This is a genomic window from Mycetohabitans sp. B46 (assembly GCF_037389205.1).
In the GTDB taxonomy this organism is placed as follows: domain Bacteria; phylum Pseudomonadota; class Gammaproteobacteria; order Burkholderiales; family Burkholderiaceae; genus Mycetohabitans.
Window position 1 is genome coordinate 225,700 of record NZ_JADBGL010000004.1, and the last position, 16,462, is coordinate 242,161.

At 62.6% G+C, this 16,462-nt stretch carries 13 protein-coding genes and 2 pseudogenes; 11 read left to right on the top strand and 4 right to left on the bottom strand.

Going from position 1 to position 16,462, the window contains the following annotated elements:
• Nucleotides 1-110: 110 nt before the first annotated feature.
• A complete protein-coding gene (gene ispF / locus IHE30_RS06560; RefSeq protein WP_337689582.1) occupies nt 111-590 on the bottom strand; it encodes a 2-C-methyl-D-erythritol 2,4-cyclodiphosphate synthase in 480 nt (159 codons plus the stop codon).
• A gap of 77 nt (nt 591-667) precedes the next feature.
• Nucleotides 668-1,405 carry a 2-C-methyl-D-erythritol 4-phosphate cytidylyltransferase gene (gene ispD / locus IHE30_RS06565; RefSeq protein ID WP_337689583.1) on the bottom strand — a complete coding sequence of 246 codons (738 nt, stop codon included), beginning with the start codon at nt 1,403-1,405 and terminating at the stop codon, nt 668-670.
• A gap of 91 nt (nt 1,406-1,496) precedes the next feature.
• Between ispD and mfd the strand changes: the two genes are divergently transcribed.
• The 4 genes and pseudogenes from mfd to IHE30_RS06585 all read left to right on the top strand — a co-directional run.
• Nucleotides 1,497-4,994 carry a transcription-repair coupling factor gene (gene mfd / locus IHE30_RS06570; protein ID WP_443193612.1) on the top strand — a complete coding sequence of 1,166 codons (3,498 nt, stop codon included), beginning with the start codon at nt 1,497-1,499 and terminating at the stop codon, nt 4,992-4,994.
• 159 nt (nt 4,995-5,153) lie between these two features.
• Nucleotides 5,154-6,407 (top strand): acetylornithine deacetylase, encoded by a 1,254-nt coding sequence (gene argE, locus IHE30_RS06575; protein WP_337689584.1) that lies wholly within the window; start codon nt 5,154-5,156, stop codon nt 6,405-6,407.
• 61 nt (nt 6,408-6,468) lie between these two features.
• Entirely contained in the window at nt 6,469-7,467 is a 999-nt protein-coding gene (locus IHE30_RS06580) for a pyridoxal-phosphate dependent enzyme (RefSeq protein ID WP_443193615.1), read from the top strand.
• 3 nt (nt 7,468-7,470) lie between these two features.
• Nucleotides 7,471-7,722 (top strand): annotated as a pseudogene (locus IHE30_RS06585) (Tn3 family transposase); the annotation flags it as partial.
• A gap of 255 nt (nt 7,723-7,977) precedes the next feature.
• Here IHE30_RS06585 and IHE30_RS06590 read toward each other — a convergent pair.
• A complete protein-coding gene (locus IHE30_RS06590; protein ID WP_337689585.1) occupies nt 7,978-8,595 on the bottom strand; it encodes a TetR/AcrR family transcriptional regulator in 618 nt (205 codons plus the stop codon).
• Between the two features lie 77 nt (nt 8,596-8,672).
• Here IHE30_RS06590 and IHE30_RS06595 point away from each other — a divergent pair, with 77 nt between their 5' ends.
• The 7 genes and pseudogenes from IHE30_RS06595 (at nt 8,673) to IHE30_RS06625 (ending at nt 14,517) form a co-directional block, all read left to right on the top strand.
• On the top strand, nt 8,673-9,638 hold the full coding sequence (locus tag IHE30_RS06595; RefSeq protein WP_337689586.1) for an alpha/beta fold hydrolase: 966 nt from the start codon (nt 8,673-8,675) through the stop codon (nt 9,636-9,638).
• 116 nt (nt 9,639-9,754) lie between these two features.
• Nucleotides 9,755-9,993: pseudogene (locus IHE30_RS06600) on the top strand (DUF1289 domain-containing protein).
• Nucleotides 9,994-10,220: 227 nt separating this feature from the next.
• Entirely contained in the window at nt 10,221-10,424 is a 204-nt protein-coding gene (locus IHE30_RS06605) for a DUF1289 domain-containing protein (protein WP_237070445.1), read from the top strand.
• Nucleotides 10,425-10,989: 565 nt separating this feature from the next.
• Nucleotides 10,990-11,199: a DUF2945 domain-containing protein gene (locus tag IHE30_RS06610; protein ID WP_337689587.1), complete on the top strand. Its 210-nt coding sequence runs from the start codon at nt 10,990-10,992 to the stop codon at nt 11,197-11,199.
• Nucleotides 11,200-11,308: 109 nt separating this feature from the next.
• Nucleotides 11,309-12,520 carry a putative DNA modification/repair radical SAM protein gene (locus tag IHE30_RS06615; protein ID WP_337689588.1) on the top strand — a complete coding sequence of 404 codons (1,212 nt, stop codon included), beginning with the start codon at nt 11,309-11,311 and terminating at the stop codon, nt 12,518-12,520.
• Nucleotides 12,517-14,019, top strand: a complete 1,503-nt coding sequence (locus IHE30_RS06620) for a UdgX family uracil-DNA binding protein (protein WP_337689589.1) — start codon at nt 12,517-12,519, stop codon at nt 14,017-14,019. The genes IHE30_RS06615 and IHE30_RS06620 overlap by 4 nt, the downstream gene beginning before the upstream one ends.
• 279 nt (nt 14,020-14,298) lie before the next feature.
• Nucleotides 14,299-14,517 (top strand): antitoxin MazE family protein, encoded by a 219-nt coding sequence (locus IHE30_RS06625; protein WP_337689590.1) that lies wholly within the window; start codon nt 14,299-14,301, stop codon nt 14,515-14,517.
• A gap of 55 nt (nt 14,518-14,572) precedes the next feature.
• Here IHE30_RS06625 and IHE30_RS06630 read toward each other — a convergent pair whose 3' ends face one another.
• Nucleotides 14,573-16,141: an integrase catalytic domain-containing protein gene (locus IHE30_RS06630; protein ID WP_337689591.1), complete on the bottom strand. Its 1,569-nt coding sequence runs from the start codon at nt 16,139-16,141 to the stop codon at nt 14,573-14,575.
• Between the last annotated feature and the right edge of the window lie 321 nt (nt 16,142-16,462).

Here is a 16,462-nt window from a genome sequence, read left to right on the forward strand (position 1 = left end):
CCGCGCATGAGCCCCTTCGGCGCGACGCCAAGGCACCGCTCCATTGCACTGCAGACGGAGGCCAGCGGGCGGCAGTGCTGGACGCCACGCCACGCCCCTGCCGCAGCGCCTCAGTGGCGGGCGAGCAACACCACGGCCTGCGCCTCAATGGCCTCGCCGCGGCCGAGATAACCCAGCTTTTCGTTGGTCTTCGCTTTGACGTTGACCGCGTTGCTGTCCAAGCCAAGATCCGCCGCAATGTTCTCGCACATCGCCGGAATGTGTTTGCCCAGCTTGGGTTGCTGCGCGATCACCGTGCTGTCCACGTTGACGATGCAATAGCCTGCCTGCGCCACTCGCCGCGCCGCCTCGCGCAGCAGCACGCGGCTGTCGGCGCCGGCAAAGTGCGCATCGGTATCGGGAAAGTGACGGCCGATATCGCCCAGCGCCGCCGCGCCGAGCAGCGCATCGGTAATCGCGTGCAGCAGCACATCGGCGTCCGAATGGCCAAGCAGCCCGCGTTCGTAGGGGACCGTCACGCCACCGAGCACCAGCGGCCGCCCCGGCACGAGCGCATGCACGTCGTAGCCCTGGCCAATTCGCAAATTCATTCGTTGTTCTCCTGCTGGGTTAAGTGGACTGAGCGCTGCGGCAAGCGAAGCGCGGGGTGCGACGGGCGCGGCGGTGCTCAGCGCGCCGCATCCTGCGTGAGGAACGCTTCGGCCAGCGCAAAATCGTCCGGATATGTCACCTTGAAGTTGCGCAGGCTGCCCTGCACGACCCGGGGCGCGTAGCCGAGCGATTCGAGTGCGGAAGCCTCGTCGGTCACCGCATGGCCACGCGCCTGTGCCTGCACGAGCGCCTCGCGCAGCGCGCCGATGCGGAACATTTGCGGCGTCTGCGCCTGCCACAGGTTGTCGCGCGGCTCGGTCGCGCCGATACGTGGCGTGGTCGGGCCGTCGCTGCCCGCAGGACACTGCGACGGATTGACCCGCTTGAGCGTGTCAGCCACCGGCATTGCCATGATGCCGCCTACCGGGTCGTCCCGCACGGCGGCCACCAGCGCGCGGATCAACTCCGGCGTGATGCCCGGTCGCGCTGCGTCGTGGACCAGGACCCAGTCATCGTCGCGCGCGCCGAATTCGGCCAGCGCAAGCAGCCCGTTGTACACCGATGCGTGTCGGGTTTCGCCGCCGCAGCGCCTGACCGCGTAGCGCAACGCGCCGAAGCGCCGCGGATCAAAATACCCGTCGTCGGGCGCGAGCACCACCAGGGTTTGGGTCAACTCCGAGCATGCATCGAATGCCGCCAGCGAATAGTACAACAGATTGCGTCCGGCAACCGTCCGGTACTGCTTCGGGATGGGCGAGCCCGCGCGCGAGCCGGTGCCGGCGCAGGGAATCAGGGCAAACAGGCGGGAAGTCACGAAAGTCGCACAATCCGAGCAGAGTCAAAATGTAAGACGGATTTTATAATAGACGGTTCAAGTTGCCGCCCGCAGCCCTCATTGCCTGCTCATGCCAGATTATTCCACTACCCTGCCCGATTCACCGCCCGCCCCGTTCGCCTGCCCCGTTCCCTTCATCAAGGAGGGCCAGCGCTATGCATTCGATGGCGCATCGGGGTCTGCCGATGCGCTGGCGATTGCGCGCTACCATTTAGCGTATCGCGACCGCATGCCGATGCTCGCGCTAATTTGCGCGAGCGCGGTCGATGCGCAGCGCCTGCAGCAGGAAATCGGCTGCTTCGCGCCCGGCGTGCGCGTGCGGCTTCTCCCCGACTGGGAAACCCTGCCATACGATACCTTCTCGCCGCACCAGGATCTGGTTTCGGAGCGTCTCGCCACGCTGCACGACCTGGGCGAAGGACGCTGCGACATCCTGATCGTGCCGGCTACGACCGCGTTGTATCGGATGCCGCCGGCCACGTTCATGGCCGCGTACACCTTCGAATTCAAACAAGGCCAGCGGCTGGACGAAGCCAAGCTCAAGTCGCGGCTCACGCTGGCCGGCTACGAGCACGTGAGCCAGGTCGTGCGTCCGGGCGAATACTGCGTGCGCGGCTCGCTGATCGATTTGTTCCCAATGGGCTCGTCGCTGCCGTACCGGATCGACCTGTTCGATGACCAGGTTGATTCGATTCGCGCATTCGATCCCGATACGCAACGCAGTCTTTACCCGGTGCAAGACGTACGCCTGCTGCCGGGACGCGAGTTCCCGTTCGACGAGGCCGCGCGCACGGCATTTCGCAGTCGATGGCGCGCCGAATTCGAAGGCGATCCGTCACGCGCGCCGGTCTACAAGGACATCGGCAATGGCGTGCCATCGGCGGGTATCGAATACTACCTGCCACTGTTCTTCGAGGACACTGCGACGCTGTTTCACTACCTGCCCGAGCACACGCATTTGGTACTGATCGGCGATATCGAGGCGTCAATTCGGCAGTTCAGCACCGAGACAAAGCAGCGGCACGCGTTTCTGTCGCATGACCGCGAGCGTCCAATCTTAGCGCCTGCACGACTGTTCCTATCCGAGCAGGACTTCTTCACGTTGGCCAAGCCGTTTGCGCGGCTCTTGCTCGGCGCGAAACCCTCGGACGGCGCCCAGCGCTGGTCGATGCCGCTGCCCTCGCTAGCCATCGACCGGCACGCGCAGGATCCAGTCGATGCACTGCGCCGCTATCTCGGCACGGCGGATCATCGGGTTCTGCTCGTCGCGGAGTCAGCCGGACGCCGCGAGACCATCTCTCAACTACTCGCCGATCACCATCTGCGGGCGTCGCTGTTCGATTCGTTCGATGCGTTCGTACAAGGCGACGCCCCGTTTGGGCTGGCCGTCGCGCCCGTTGCATCCGGCTTCGTGCTACCGGCCGAGCATATTGCGCTGGTCACCGAAACCGAGCTATACGGGCCGCTTGCGCGCCGCGCCAGCCGTCAGCGCCAGGAACAGGCCAGCGACGTCGATTCGATGGTGCGCGATCTGTCTGAGCTGAAGGTCGGCGACCCTGTCGTTCACAGCCAGCACGGCGTCGGGCGATACATGGGCCTGGTGACGATGGACTTAGGCGAAGGCGACACCGAGTTCCTGCACTTAGCGTATCAGGGCGACAGCAAACTATACGTGCCGGTGTCGCAGTTGCACGTGATCTCTCGCTACGGCGGCGCCGATCCAGATAGCGCACCGCTGCACGCGCTCGGCTCGGGCCAATGGGAAAAAGCCAAGCGGCGCGCCGCCCAGCAGATCCGCGATACCGCAGCGGAGCTGTTGAACCTGTATGCGCGCCGCGCAGCACGCCAGGGCCACGCGTTCGCGCTAGAGCCGCGCGACTATGTGCGCTTTGCAGAAAGCTTCGGTTTCGACGAGACGCCGGACCAGGCCGCCGCCATCGCCGCGGTGATCGGCGATATGACCAGTGGCAAGCCAATGGACCGGCTGGTATGCGGCGACGTTGGGTTCGGCAAGACCGAAGTGGCGCTGCGCGCGGCCTTCATCGCGGTGCTCGGCGGCAAGCAGGTGGCGTTGTTGTCGCCGACGACGCTGCTGGCCGAGCAGCACGTGCAGACCTTCACCGACCGTTTTGCCGACTGGCCGGTGCGCATCGCCGAATTATCGCGCTTTAAGTCTACCAAGGAGGTCAGTGCCGCGATCCAGGCGATCAACGACGGCAACGTCGACATTGTGATCGGCACCCACAAGCTGCTGTCCGCTGATGTGCGCTTCAAGCGCCTGGGGCTCGTGATTATCGACGAAGAGCACCGCTTTGGCGTGCGGCAAAAGGAGGCGCTCAAGGCGCTGCGCGCGGAAGTCGACGTGCTGACATTGACCGCTACGCCGATCCCTCGCACGCTGGGCATGGCGCTGGAAGGGTTGCGGGACTTCTCGGTGATCGCCACTGCGCCGCAAAAGCGCCTGGCGATCAAGACCTTTGTGCGGCGCGAGGAGGACAGCGTGATCCGCGAGGCAATGTTGCGCGAGCTCAAGCGCGGTGGCCAGGTCTACTTTCTGCATAACGAAGTTGAGTCGATCGACAGCCGCCGCGCGGCGCTCGAGGCGCTGGTGCCCGAAGCCCGCATCGCGGTGGCGCACGGCCAGATGCATGAGCGCGAGCTTGAGCGCGTGATGCGCGACTTCGTGGCGCAACGGGCCAATGTGCTGCTGTGCACGACGATCATCGAAACCGGGATCGACGTGCCGAGCGCAAACACGATCCTGATTCATCGCGCCGATAAATTCGGCCTAGCCCAGCTGCACCAGTTGCGGGGCCGTGTCGGTCGCTCCCATCACCAAGCGTACGCTTACCTGCTGGTCAACGACCCGCAGTCGCTGACCCGGCAGGCGCAGCGCCGCCTTGAGGCGATCCAGCAAATGGAGGAGCTGGGGGCCGGCTTCTATCTCGCGATGCATGATCTGGAGATCCGCGGCACCGGCGAGGTGCTGGGCGAAAAGCAGTCCGGCGACATCCAGGAAATTGGCTTCCAACTCTATACCGATATGCTCAACGACGCCGTGCGCGCGTTGAAAGATGGCCGCGAGCCGGACTTGAACGCACCGCTGGCCGCCACCACCGAGATCAACTTGCATGTGCCGGCCATCCTGCCGGCCGATTATTGCAGCGACGTGCAGGAGCGCCTGTCGCTGTACAAGCGCCTGGCCAATTGCGAGGCAGGTGAGGCCATCGACGGCATCCATGAAGAGTTGATCGACCGCTTCGGCAAGCTGCCGGCGCAGGCGCAGGCGCTGATTGAAACGCATCGACTGCGGCTGGCCGCCGAGCCGCTGGGCATCATCAAGATCGACGCGGCGGAAAGCGCGATCGGGCTGCAATTCGTGCCGAATCCGCCGATCGACGCGATGCGCATCATCGAAATGGTGCAGCAACACCGGCACATCAAGCTGGCGGGGCAGGACAAGTTGCGGATCGAGCTGCACAGTCCTGACCTGGCGAGCCGGGTCGCGACGGTTAAGGAAACGCTGCGGGCGTTGGGCGCGCCAGGCAAGCAGCGAGCCAACGCATAAGCGGCGCCACGCTGTGCCGCTCACGCATGGCGCGCAACCGCTCGAGCCAAAGCTTGAGTCAAACGCCACGCGCACGATGCTAAGGGAATTTATGCCTTGCAGCTTTGGAACGGATTCGTTTTTGGGTATGATCGACTCGTGATCAATTGGAGCCATACTATGTCTGCATCCGCGACATCGGCGTCGGCCGGTTCATCGGCCGCGCCGCTGGGTACTCCGCCGTCGCCCGACCTGCCCGCCAGTGCCGACGCCATTGCGTGGACCGAGAAGCTGATTAGCTTCGATACTACGAGCCGCCTGCCTAACCTCGGATTGATTGAAACAGTCCGCGACTACCTGCGCTCAGCCGGTCTTGACGCAACGCTGACGTACGACGAAACAGGCCAATGGGCCAACCTGTTCGCCACCGTGCCGGCCCATGATGGCACGACGCACGGCGGCATCGTGCTATCCGGCCACACCGACGTGGTGCCGGTCGATGGACAGCAATGGGACAGCGATCCGTTCGTTGCCCGCATCGACGACGGTAAGCTCTACGGGCGCGGCAGCTGCGATATGAAGGGGTTCATTGGCACCGCGCTCGCCTTGTTGCCGCCAATGCAGGCGGCAAAGCTCGCCAAGCCGATTCATTTCGCGCTGTCGTTCGACGAGGAAGTGGGTTGCGCCGGCGCGCCCCTGCTGCTCGCGGATCTGCAAAAGCGCGGCCTGCGGCCCGAAGGCTGCATCGTTGGCGAGCCGACCAGCATGCGCCCGATCATCGCCCACAAGGGAATCAATGCATACCGCTGCTGCGTGCGCGGGCACGCGGCCCACTCATCGCTGACGCCGCAGGGGCTCAATGCAATCGAGTATGCGGCGCGGCTGATTTGCCACATACGCGACGTCGCGCAGCGCTACCGCTCGCACGGGCCGTTCGACACGCTCTACGACGTACCATTTACGACCGCACAGACCAGTACAATCAGCGGTGGCAACGCGATCAACACGGTCCCAGCGCACTGCGAATTCCAGTTCGAATTCCGCAACCTGCCGACGATGGATCCGCAAGCCATTCTGGCGCAGATTGAGACGTATGCGCGTGATACGCTGCTGCCGCAGATGCGCCACGAGCATCCGGACGCAGCCATCGAGATCTCGGAGATCGCCGCTGCCCCGGGGCTGGACGCCAGCGAGCAGGCGGCGATCACGCAACTGGTACGGGCACTGACTGCCGATCAAGACAAGCGCAAGGTCGCATACGGCACCGAGGCCGGCCTGTTCCAGCGTGCCGGGATCCCGACCGTCGTCTGCGGGCCGGGCAATATCGAGCAAGCCCATAAGCCAAACGAATTTGTTTCGCTCGAACAACTGGGCGCGAGCGAGTCATTCATTCGCAAACTGATCACCAGTCTTGAGGTTAATACACATGTCTGACTGGGCCGCGCCGCCGCCTGTGTCGAAGCCGTTGCCCGCGTCCGCGGCGAAACTATCGACAATGCCCGCGTCGATTGATGGCCAACGCGTACCGACGCTGGATGATATCGCCGCGCAGCACCTGGCGCTCGCCCCGTGGGTGATTCGCACGCCGACCTTCGATCGCAGCGATTTTCCGTCCCTCGAAGGCACAACGATCAACTTCAAGTTCGAGTTATTCCAAGCGGCAGGCTCCTTTAAAGTACGCGGCGCGTTCTCCAACCTGCTGGCGCTGAACGACGCGCAGCGCAGCGCCGGCGTCACGTGCGTGAGCGCCGGCAATCACGCGGCCGCCGTCGCGCACGCCGCGATGCGTCTGGGTATCAGTGCTAAGGTGGTGATGCTCAAGACGGCCAGCCCGACGCGCATCGAGTTGTGTCGGCAGTACGGCGCCGAAGTGGTGTTCGCCGACGACGGCGCGCAGGCGTTCGACAAGGTCCGGCGCATCGAGGCAGACGAGCGGCGCTGCTTCATCCATCCGTTCAATGGGTACCGCACCGTGCTCGGCACCGCGACGCTCGGCTACGAATGGGCCACGCAGACGCCGGCACTGGACGCGGTGATCGTGCCGGTCGGCGGCGGCGGGCTTGGTGCGGGTGTCGCCACCGCGTTGCGCCTGGTGAACCCGCGCATTCATGTCTATGGCGTCGAGCCGGAAGGGGCCGACGCGATGAGTAAGAGCTTCGCGGCAAACCATACGGTGAAGATGGGTTTGATGCGCAGTGTCGCCGATTCGCTGATGGCGCCGCACACCGAGGCGTATAGCTACGAGCTGTGCCGCCGGCACATCGACCGGATGGTGACCGTCTCCGATGACCAGTTGCGCGTGGCCATGCTGCGCTTGTTCGAGCAATTGAAACTGGCTGTCGAGCCCGCGTGCGCGGCGGCGCTCGCCGCACTGCTCGGGCCGCTGCGCGATGCGCTCGAAGGCAAGCGAGTCGGTGTGCTGCTGTGCGGCACCAACACCGATCCCGATACGCTGTACCAGCACCTGACCTACGCGCGTACGCTGTCAAGCTAGCGCGCCCGCTCGGTATTCTTCTATCGCCTCGGCGCAATCCGCGCTCGCAGCTTCGAAGCGCAGCGCTACCGCGCCAGCGGCCTGAACCTGGTCACTGCCACCATTGCGCTGTGGAGCACGGTCTATCTCAAGCGGGCGCTCCAAGCGATGGCCGCACGCGGGGCATTGCATGACGCAATGCGGCTGCCCTATCTTTCTCCACTCAGCTAGAAGCATATCAATCTGACGGGCGACTATGTGGGGAAGCACCATTAGAAGCTTCAACCAGGCAAGTTCCACCCGCTGCGATTAATGCCGGAGTCTGATCGAAGGAAGGCTGCCGGCTACACGTGCTTTATTTCCGTTTCCTAAAGCGACCTCTATCCTAAGGTCCGTGTCAGATTCTTCATGCAATTCGAATACTGGTAGCAATTGAAGGAAATGCGCGGCGAATGTTTCAGCACGATAGTTCGATGCTTTCGTGATTCGCCAATCTTGCCGATTCCGGGCTTGACTGCGCTTCGAGTACCGTCAATCTAGCCGCCCCTCCTTAGAAAGCCGTGCTGCAACACCCGCTACCACCTCTTCAACGATCTCCTGCAGCTGCGTCGGTGTGCTACCGTCCCGCGCCTGGACCGAAATGCCCTGCATGACGGCAGCCAGATGGCGCGCCAAACGCCGAACCTCGTGCGCCCCCGCAAAGGGCTGGAGCGCTTGCGCAATCCGTTCGCGCATGGCATCACGCCGCGCGGCCGCGTCGCGGGCGAGCAAAACATGCTCCGGGTGACAGGCAATCATGCCGCTTGAGATCAAGCAGCCTCGTTCAAGATGAGGGTGGGTGACGGCGCTCACGGCTCCCTCAAGCAATACTCTCACCGCCTGCGCCAGCGACGCTGCCGAGTGGATGGACGCCACATCGAAGCCTCCGAGCGTCGCCTCGTAGCGGTTAACCGCTTCCCGATAGAGCTGCGCCTTGCTGCCGAAGGCAGCATAGAGGCTTGGAGGGGCTATTCCGATTTCCTTCGTGAGATCGCTAATCGACACCCCCTCATAGCCGTGCCGCCAAAACAATCGCATTGCGGTGTCGACCGCCTTTTCCCGGTCGAAGCTCCAAGGCCGCCCGCCCCGCGATTTTGAGTCTCGTTTCATAGCGACACTACACAACCCTTGACATGAAAAGTCAAGTGAGTTAAATATCGATCACTAAACAACATGGAGCGATACTCATGAACCACTCAAGACGTACCTTCCTCGCCGGCGCGGCCGGCCTCGCCGCCCTGGCCGCCGAAGTCGCTTATGCGGCACCTCGAAAGACCACTGCATTCGTCGCCAAACCGGGTGTCCATCCGGATATGGCTGGACCTTCGCGCGAGCCGTTCGTTGTGCGTTCCACCGATGGCGTGATGCTGGCGGGCGAGGCCCAGGGCGACAGCCAAGCGCCCGAGATCCTGTTCATTCACGGCCTGCGCCAGAGCCGCCTGAGCTGGGAGAAGCAGTTCGCCGATCCCGCGCTAAGGCACTTTCGCATGGTCAGCTTCGATCTGCGCGGCCATGGTGATTCCGACAAGCCGACTTCGCTCGACGCCTATTCTGAAGCCGATCGATGGGCGGACGACATTGCCGCCGTTATCGCCGGCGCCAAACTTCGCCGACCGGTGCTGGTGGGCTGGTCGCTCGGCGGCTACGTGGCCGGCGCGTATCTGCGCAAATATGGCGGCTCCGCCATTGCCGGCGTCAACCTGGTCGACGCCGTCACCAAGCTGTCGCCGGATCTTCTCACCGCAGAGGCGGATGCATTCACCAGCACCACCACTTCTCACGATTTCGCCGTACGGACCGCGGCCACGGCCGAGTTCCTCGCCGCCTGCTTTCACCGGCCGCCGACCGAAGTGGAGATGCAGCGCATGCTGGTCGTCAACGGCATGGCGGCACGGGCCGTGAACGAGGGCTTTATCAAGACGCAGACGTCCGATCTCGAGCCCGTCTTTCAAGCCTATTCTGGTCCGATCTTGCTGACGCATGGCGTCCATGACCGGCTCGTGCGCATTGCGATGTCGGAGCGAATCAAGTCGATTCACGCAAACAGCCGCCTGTCGCTTTTCTTCGAAAGCGGACATAGCCCCTTTTACGAGGAGCCGGTGCGCTACGGACAAGAACTTGCGGGGTTCGTGACAGCAGCCAACCAGGACTGAGAAGATCGCCGTGAACAATGCCCGGCGGCGTTCGCTTTGCCGGCGTCATCGGCGGCGCGGGGCCACCGCTCATGCTGCTACACGGGTGGGGACTGTGCACAGCAGCGCGGCTGGCGTTGCCGTGCACGGCCCTCACCCGCTGCTGGCGCCTGTATCGCGGTGTATGTTCCACCCTGTTCGACGAAGTCTGCAAAGGCTGCGGCCACGCCGCAGCCGAAGCGTTGAATTGGGTATTCACGACCGACGACGAAGTCGCATGATTTGGGCCGCTTCACACGCAACGGCACGGGCGATGCGCTTCAAGCGACGTGGCGATGGAGCGGTTACGGCTTGCTGCCGTCAAACAGGTTCATGAAGGTTCATGATCTGCTGACGCTGCCAAATTCATATCGGGCCGCTATCAAAGCGGGGCTCGCGTAGGGGCGCGGTGGGCCGTATCGCGCACGCCACATACAAAATCGAACGGGATTGCAGTTGCCGACATCGACGGTCGGCTCGATAGACGGGCCAGGCTCGATGGACGGGCCAATACGGATCGTTTAGCATGGGCGTCTTCGCCTTTTCATTGTCGACGTGTTATCAATGAGTTCCCCCCTTCACTCGCAGCCGGACAGCCCTTGCATCGGCGTATGCTCTACGTTATTTGACGAAGTCTGCAAAGGCTGCGGCCGGACGGCGGCGGAGGTGTCGAACTGGGTGTTCATGACCGACGATGAAAAGCGCGCGGTCTGGGAGCGCATCACGCGCGATGGAACCGCGATGCGTTTCACGCGCGCCGCCGATTGAGCCGCAGGCCGATGCAGTGTTAGCTGCACCGATGAACACGCGCCGCGGGCCCTGGGCAGCCGTCCCGGGAGATGGACCGCATACGCGCTAGCCAAACTGCCCCGAGCAGAGCGCTTCATGCTAGCAGCGTCGTTTTTTGCGCGGCGCGCATGACTGCCTCCTTCTTTCACGACAACAAGGAGAGGCAAGGGATGAGCCAATAAACAAAAGCCATTTCACGCCAACGACACGGGGGCTGCGTGACTTCGTTCGGCGCGCTGTGCGCTGCCCGGTTTCGGGCCAGAGAAAAATGCTCGCCCACGTCAATCAGACGCTCAATCAGGCAAGTGTGAAGCGAAGAAGCATGTCGTCGGCATCGGACGGGCGTTGCGGATCTCGTGCCGGCGTCGGCAGTCACGCCTCGCAAGCGCCGGTGCAAAAGATTGTCGTTAAGAAGGTTGACAGGCCCTCGCCTCGCCCTGGCATTTGATTGATCGAATCAGTTACGCGCCGTGGACGGCACGCTTGTTGCGCGATAACCGGTCGTCGGGGGCCAATCCGGCCGCCGCGCTTCCGGGAGATCAGTATGTCCACTTTATCCAAAGGCGACAAAGTCCAATGGCAAACTTCGCGGGGACGCACGGACGGCGTCGTCACCCGTAAGGTGACAGGTACCGCTAAGGCGGGCCGCCACGTTGCCAAGGCATCTGCGCGCGACCCGCAGTACGAAGTCAAAAGCGCGCGTACCGGCAAAACTGCAATCCACAAAGCGGATGCGCTGAAAAAAGTGAGCTAACCCCCAATGGTTAGCGTGTCGCGTGGCCCCGGCTGGACGGTAACGCCTGGATTGCCATCCATACGCAATGGCGTATAATACTGTATATCCATACAGTATTGTCAGCGCGATGGAATTGCTGAAAAAGCTCGAAATTTTGGCCGATGCGGCCAAATATGATGCCTCATGCGCCAGCAGCGGCGCGCCTGAACGAGATGCACGAGCGCGCGCCGGACTAGGTGCCAGCACGGGCGCCGGAATTTGTCATAGCTATACGCCCGATGGTCGGTGTGTATCGTTGCTGAAGATCTTGCTGACCAATTTTTGCCAGTACGATTGCCAGTATTGTGTCAACCGGCGCTCCAGCAATGTCCCGCGCGCGCGCTTTTTGCCACAGGAAGTCGTCAATCTAACGATGGACTTCTACCGGCGCAATTACATCGACGGCCTATTTCTCAGCTCCGGCGTGATTCGCAGCGCCGACTACACGATGGAGCAGTTGGTCCATGTGGCACGGTCGCTGCGTGAAGAGCACCAATTTCGCGGTTATATCCATTTAAAGACGATCCCGGACGCCGATCCGCGGCTCATCTCAGAGGCTGGCCGATATGCCGACCGGCTTAGCGTGAACATCGAACTGCCAACCGAGCGCGGCCTGCAACGATTAGCGCCCGAGAAAAACGCGTCGACGATCAAGTGCGCGATGGGAACAATCCGCCTGGCTCGAGAACAAGCGCAGAGCGAGAAACATGCGCCACTGAGCGCGCCGGCCGGGCAAAGCACCCAAATGATCGTGGGCGCCGATGATACCAACGACCGCACCATTTTACGCACCGCGCAAACGCTGTACGGTGCGTACCAGTTGAAACGCGTGTATTACTCCGCTTTCAGCCCGATCCCGGACAGCCCGTCCGCGCTCCCTTCGCAAGCTCCGCCGCTTCTGCGCGAGCATCGGCTGTATCAGGCGGATTTTCTGTTGCGCGGTTATGGCTTCCGTGCCGAGGAACTGTTCCAAAACGACGACGACCTGCCGCTGGACATCAACCCCAAGCTGGCCTGGGCGTTAGCGCACCGCGAATCGTTTCCAGTTGACTTGAATCGTGCGCCGTCATGGATGATCGCCCGCGTACCGGGCATCGGCGTACGCAATGCAAAGCGGCTGGTGCAGTTGCGTCGCGTGCGCGCAATCCGCTATCACGATTTGATTCGCCTGCGTTGCGTGATGGATCAGGTCAAATCGTTTATCGTGGTGCAGGACTACCGGCCCGCACGAGTCGATATGCCATCGGAACAGCTGCGGCACGCACTGTCGCGCGCACCCGTACAATTGGCATTGCTATGAATGGCGCGTGCCCGCCCACGCTGATCGTTGACGGCAGCTACGCCAGTTGGCGCGCCCAGGCGTTGCGCGCGCTCGCGCGGGGGTGGCCACCAGAGGCCGTCACATGGGTTGAGCACGGTTCGATAACAAGCGTCAGCGCAGCGCAAATGCCACTGGACTATCCCACTACCGCACCGGCCGGATGCGACGATCGGACGCGAGGATGGGGTACGGACAGCGACAGCGCCGACTTGCGTGTAAGCGTCTCAAGCGCGTTGGCGTCGCTGCTGCAGGACGCCGCGCTGTATCGTTCGCCGCAACGCTGGGCGCTGTTGTACCGAGTCCTGTGGCGATGGTGGCATGGCGATCGGGCGGTGGCGTCAGCGGCAGACGAAGACGGTGCGCGACTGCATGCAATGGTTAAGTCTGTGCGGCGTGCCAAGCACGATATGATCGCGTACGTGCGTTTTCATCGACGTGGCGACGCTGGAATGCCGGAATACCTGGCCTGGTACGAGCCCGACCACGATGTGTTGGCGTACGCCGCAGAACACTTTGCGCGCCGCATGGGTGCGTCGTCCTGGTGGATCGGCACGCCGCAGGGCGCGGCGCTGTGGGATGGCGCGACGCTGCAGTTCTCGGCCGCATCCGGCGATGCGATGGCAATACGGGCCGGTGCCGCTGTCGACGAAGTCGAATCGCTGTGGCTCGCCTATTACAAAAGCACTTTCAATCCGGCGCGGTTGAACGAAACGGCGCTGCACCAGCACATGCCGGTGCGCTTTTGGAAAAGCTTACCCGAGGGACCACTGATACCGGCAATGATCGCTGACGCGCGAAGTGGCGCGCGTCGTATGGCGCAGGCTAGCGCAGTGCGCGCGATGACAGGCAAGCGGGTCGCCGTGGACGCGCGACACGCGGGGCCGTCACGACCGGTCCCGCCTTCGCTCGACGAATGCCGTCGCTGTGAATTGTGGCGCAATGCTACCCAGCCGGTGCCGGGCCACGGCCCGGAAACCGCCCGGATGATGCTGATCGGCGAACAACCAGGCGACTACGAGGACTTGGCCGGCCGCGCGTTCGTGGGCCCCGCGGGTCAAGTACTGGACGAGGCGCTGCGCCGCGCCGGCGTGCCGCGCGACACGGTCTTCCTGACCAATGCGGTCAAGCATTTCAAATGGATTGCACGCGGCAAGCGGCGTTTGCACAAAACGCCAGCGCAACGCGAGATCGACGCTTGCGCCCATTGGCTAGAGCAAGAACTGGCGCGGGTGCGGCCGACCGTCATCGTCACGCTGGGTGCCACGGCGTTAGGGGCAGTCCTGCGCCGCAACGTCAACCTGCAGGACTACCTGCACGCTCCTGTGCGGCTCGGCGATACGTGGCTGGTCGCCACGTGGCATCCGTCCTACGCGCTGCGGGTGGGCGACGCGGCAGCACGGGAAGAAATCGTGACGGCAATGGAGCAGGCCATCGCGTGCGCACGGCAGTTGGCCACGGAGGCTGTCGATGTGCATTGACGCGAAATGCGCGCAAGGCATGTCAGGCGTGGCATGGGCGGGCCTGATTGTGGCTCGCAAGGACTTCTTTGTTCGCCGACTCCGATAGCGGGAGCGAACAGGCTGCCGGGAGGTGTCAAAAATTTGACAAAAGTGCCTAATACGCTCTAAAAAGCCGGGCCGAGCGCGTCGGTGGAGGCGGCCATCCACTGGAGCCAGCGGTACAGCGCTCCAAGCAGGATTGCATGAGACGGACAATAGCCCTAGAAAGTTACATGTAATTCAGAGGGGGGGAGCGATATGGCACATGTAAATTTACGCGTTCAAAAACACCGTGACGCACTGCGCAAGGCAGGACTTCGCCCGATACAAATTTGGGTGCCCGATATGCGTCGCCCCGACTTTGCGCAGGAATGCCGCCATCAGTCCCGGCTTGTCGCACAGTCGGACATGGCCGCCCCTGATATGCAGCAGTTTATCGATGAAGCTGTGGCGGATGTGGATGGCTGGACAGAATGAGGCGGGGTGGATAGCGTCAAGCAGAATGGCCGGCCTATTGCCTCATGGGATGATGTTACTCCCGGGTAATTGTCACTCTCCGATTATTTTTCGATGAAGGCTGGTGCTGCGTAGCAGCGCCAGCCTTCATCGCGTCGGCATCGCCAAGTATTCTGGCTACCAGTTCTCTGGCGCGGTTCGATCGCCATGCCTTCACACGGCGCTGCAGGGTACGTAGCTGCGCGCCGGAATACATCGCCGGTGCCATGGTGACGAGACGCTCATGTAGCTTCTTGGCCGTGATGCCGGGCTCGGTTTCCAGCCATTGCTGTATCGTCGGCCACGTATGCTCGAATGGATCTTCCCGGCTGCGCCAAGTGTGAGGCACACGCGCCTTTCGCTGATGCGTTGGTCTGACCTCGCCGTCCTGCCACGCTGTGCCAAGACTCGCCAGGAAATCCGCGAGGGGAACGCGAGCAGGTAGGGTTGCCTGCGTCGGCGTCGTGCCGGATTGGCTACATTGTGCGACGTGCTGCTGCGCTTCGCGCATGCGGCTCAACAGCTCCAGTGGATCGAGCGCTCGAAACTGAGCACGTAGTCTGCGTTTGGTTGCCTGTGGCACCGACGCCGAGCGCAGCACGCGCTCAAGCGGCGTCAACGGCGCTTCATACCGCTTCATGACTCTCGCGCCATGACGTGTCTTCGATTTTAGCTTAAATGAAGGCTGGAAGAAGTTAATGTACAAACGTGACACCTCGTAAAGGCAGGCAAGGATTTGCGTGGCTTCAAGTCCGCGTAACCTGCCATACCCGACGAGGCGGCGCACGACTGATCCATTCTTTTGCTCGACCCACGCCTGGTCATTTTTCTTATACGCACGAGAGCGCGTCAACTCGATGCCCGTTGCCTGGCAGTAGTCGAATACGGCCTCATTCATGAAGGCTGTATCGTTATCGCAATCCAGACCACGCAGCGCAAATGGCAATGCTCGGCTGACCCGTTCAATGTGCTCGAGAACGAACGCACCGCTTCGATAGGACATGGCCAGGCATTCGGTCCAGCCGGTCGCGATATCGGTCATCACGAAGCGATGCACGAAGTCGCCGTCGATCTTGGTGCCACCGCAATGCTCGACGAAATCAACCTCGAGATAGCCGGGTGGCGGATGATTCCAGTTAGCGAAGGTGCGGATCGGCACTGCACGGCCAATTGCGTTACCCGCTCCACCAGCGCGTCGGCGTTGACCCGCGAAAGCCTGTTCGCGCACGTCATGCAGCAGCCGGTCAATGGTGGCGGCACTGATCTGGCTCAGCCGTTGGCGAACCTGCTTGGATAGCGTCAGGTGACCATGCCGTGTCATCGCTTCGGTCAGCGTTGGAATGAGGGCTTTCAGTCGTTTGCCGCAGATCCGATCGGCCGCCTCCCACAGCATGGTCAACTCGGCCCGCACCTGATCGTCGTAGCGTCGCTGGGGGCCGGGCTTCGTCCTCGGCGGCACAGGCTCGCGGCACAGCACACGGATGGCGTGCTTGCGGTGATATCCCGTCACCTGGACAAACTCGTCCAGTATCGCGCGCTTCTCGCTCCGATCAGAACGGCGGTACCGCTCGCCGACCGCCTCTATCCATTCCCGTCGTGTTCGCATGCTGAGCCGTCTCGCCATCAGTCGCCCCCGCCAGCATGCTGACGGGTAACACATTACATGAGGCAATAGGCTCCGCTCGGTAGCAAAAAAACTGAGTCAATGCGCCGGCGGCAAAAGTAACTGTCGCCAGACAGTGCGCCAAGCCATGCAGCCTTGGCGACAAGCCTGTACGCCCACGCAGCAGCGACGCACGTATGTGCCACGAGCGGTGCTCTCCACTCACCGCATAAGCTGTTGGTAGCTGAGTCGGGGCACGGCGTCGCTTACCGACGACAACAAGCGGCACATCGAGCGCTTTGTTCAACGGCTCGGCGAGCGAAA

Coding starts and splice junctions, on each gene's coding strand:
- IHE30_RS06580 (WP_443193615.1), top strand. CDS start 6,469: ATGCCCGCGTCGATTGATGGCCAACGCGTACCGACGCTGGATGATATC.
- IHE30_RS06590 (WP_337689585.1), bottom strand. CDS start 8,595: ATGAAACGAGACTCAAAATCGCGGGGCGGGCGGCCTTGGAGCTTCGAC.
- IHE30_RS06620 (WP_337689589.1), top strand. CDS start 12,517: ATGAATGGCGCGTGCCCGCCCACGCTGATCGTTGACGGCAGCTACGCC.
- IHE30_RS06630 (WP_337689591.1), bottom strand. CDS start 16,141: ATGCGAACACGACGGGAATGGATAGAGGCGGTCGGCGAGCGGTACCGC.
- IHE30_RS06625 (WP_337689590.1), top strand. CDS start 14,299: ATGGCACATGTAAATTTACGCGTTCAAAAACACCGTGACGCACTGCGC.
- IHE30_RS06610 (WP_337689587.1), top strand. CDS start 10,990: ATGTCCACTTTATCCAAAGGCGACAAAGTCCAATGGCAAACTTCGCGG.
- IHE30_RS06615 (WP_337689588.1), top strand. CDS start 11,309: ATGGAATTGCTGAAAAAGCTCGAAATTTTGGCCGATGCGGCCAAATAT.
- argE (WP_337689584.1), top strand. CDS start 5,154: ATGTCTGCATCCGCGACATCGGCGTCGGCCGGTTCATCGGCCGCGCCG.
- IHE30_RS06595 (WP_337689586.1), top strand. CDS start 8,673: ATGAACCACTCAAGACGTACCTTCCTCGCCGGCGCGGCCGGCCTCGCC.
- ispF (WP_337689582.1), bottom strand. CDS start 590: ATGAATTTGCGAATTGGCCAGGGCTACGACGTGCATGCGCTCGTGCCG.
- IHE30_RS06605 (WP_237070445.1), top strand. CDS start 10,221: ATGAGTTCCCCCCTTCACTCGCAGCCGGACAGCCCTTGCATCGGCGTA.
- mfd (WP_443193612.1), top strand. CDS start 1,497: ATGCCAGATTATTCCACTACCCTGCCCGATTCACCGCCCGCCCCGTTC.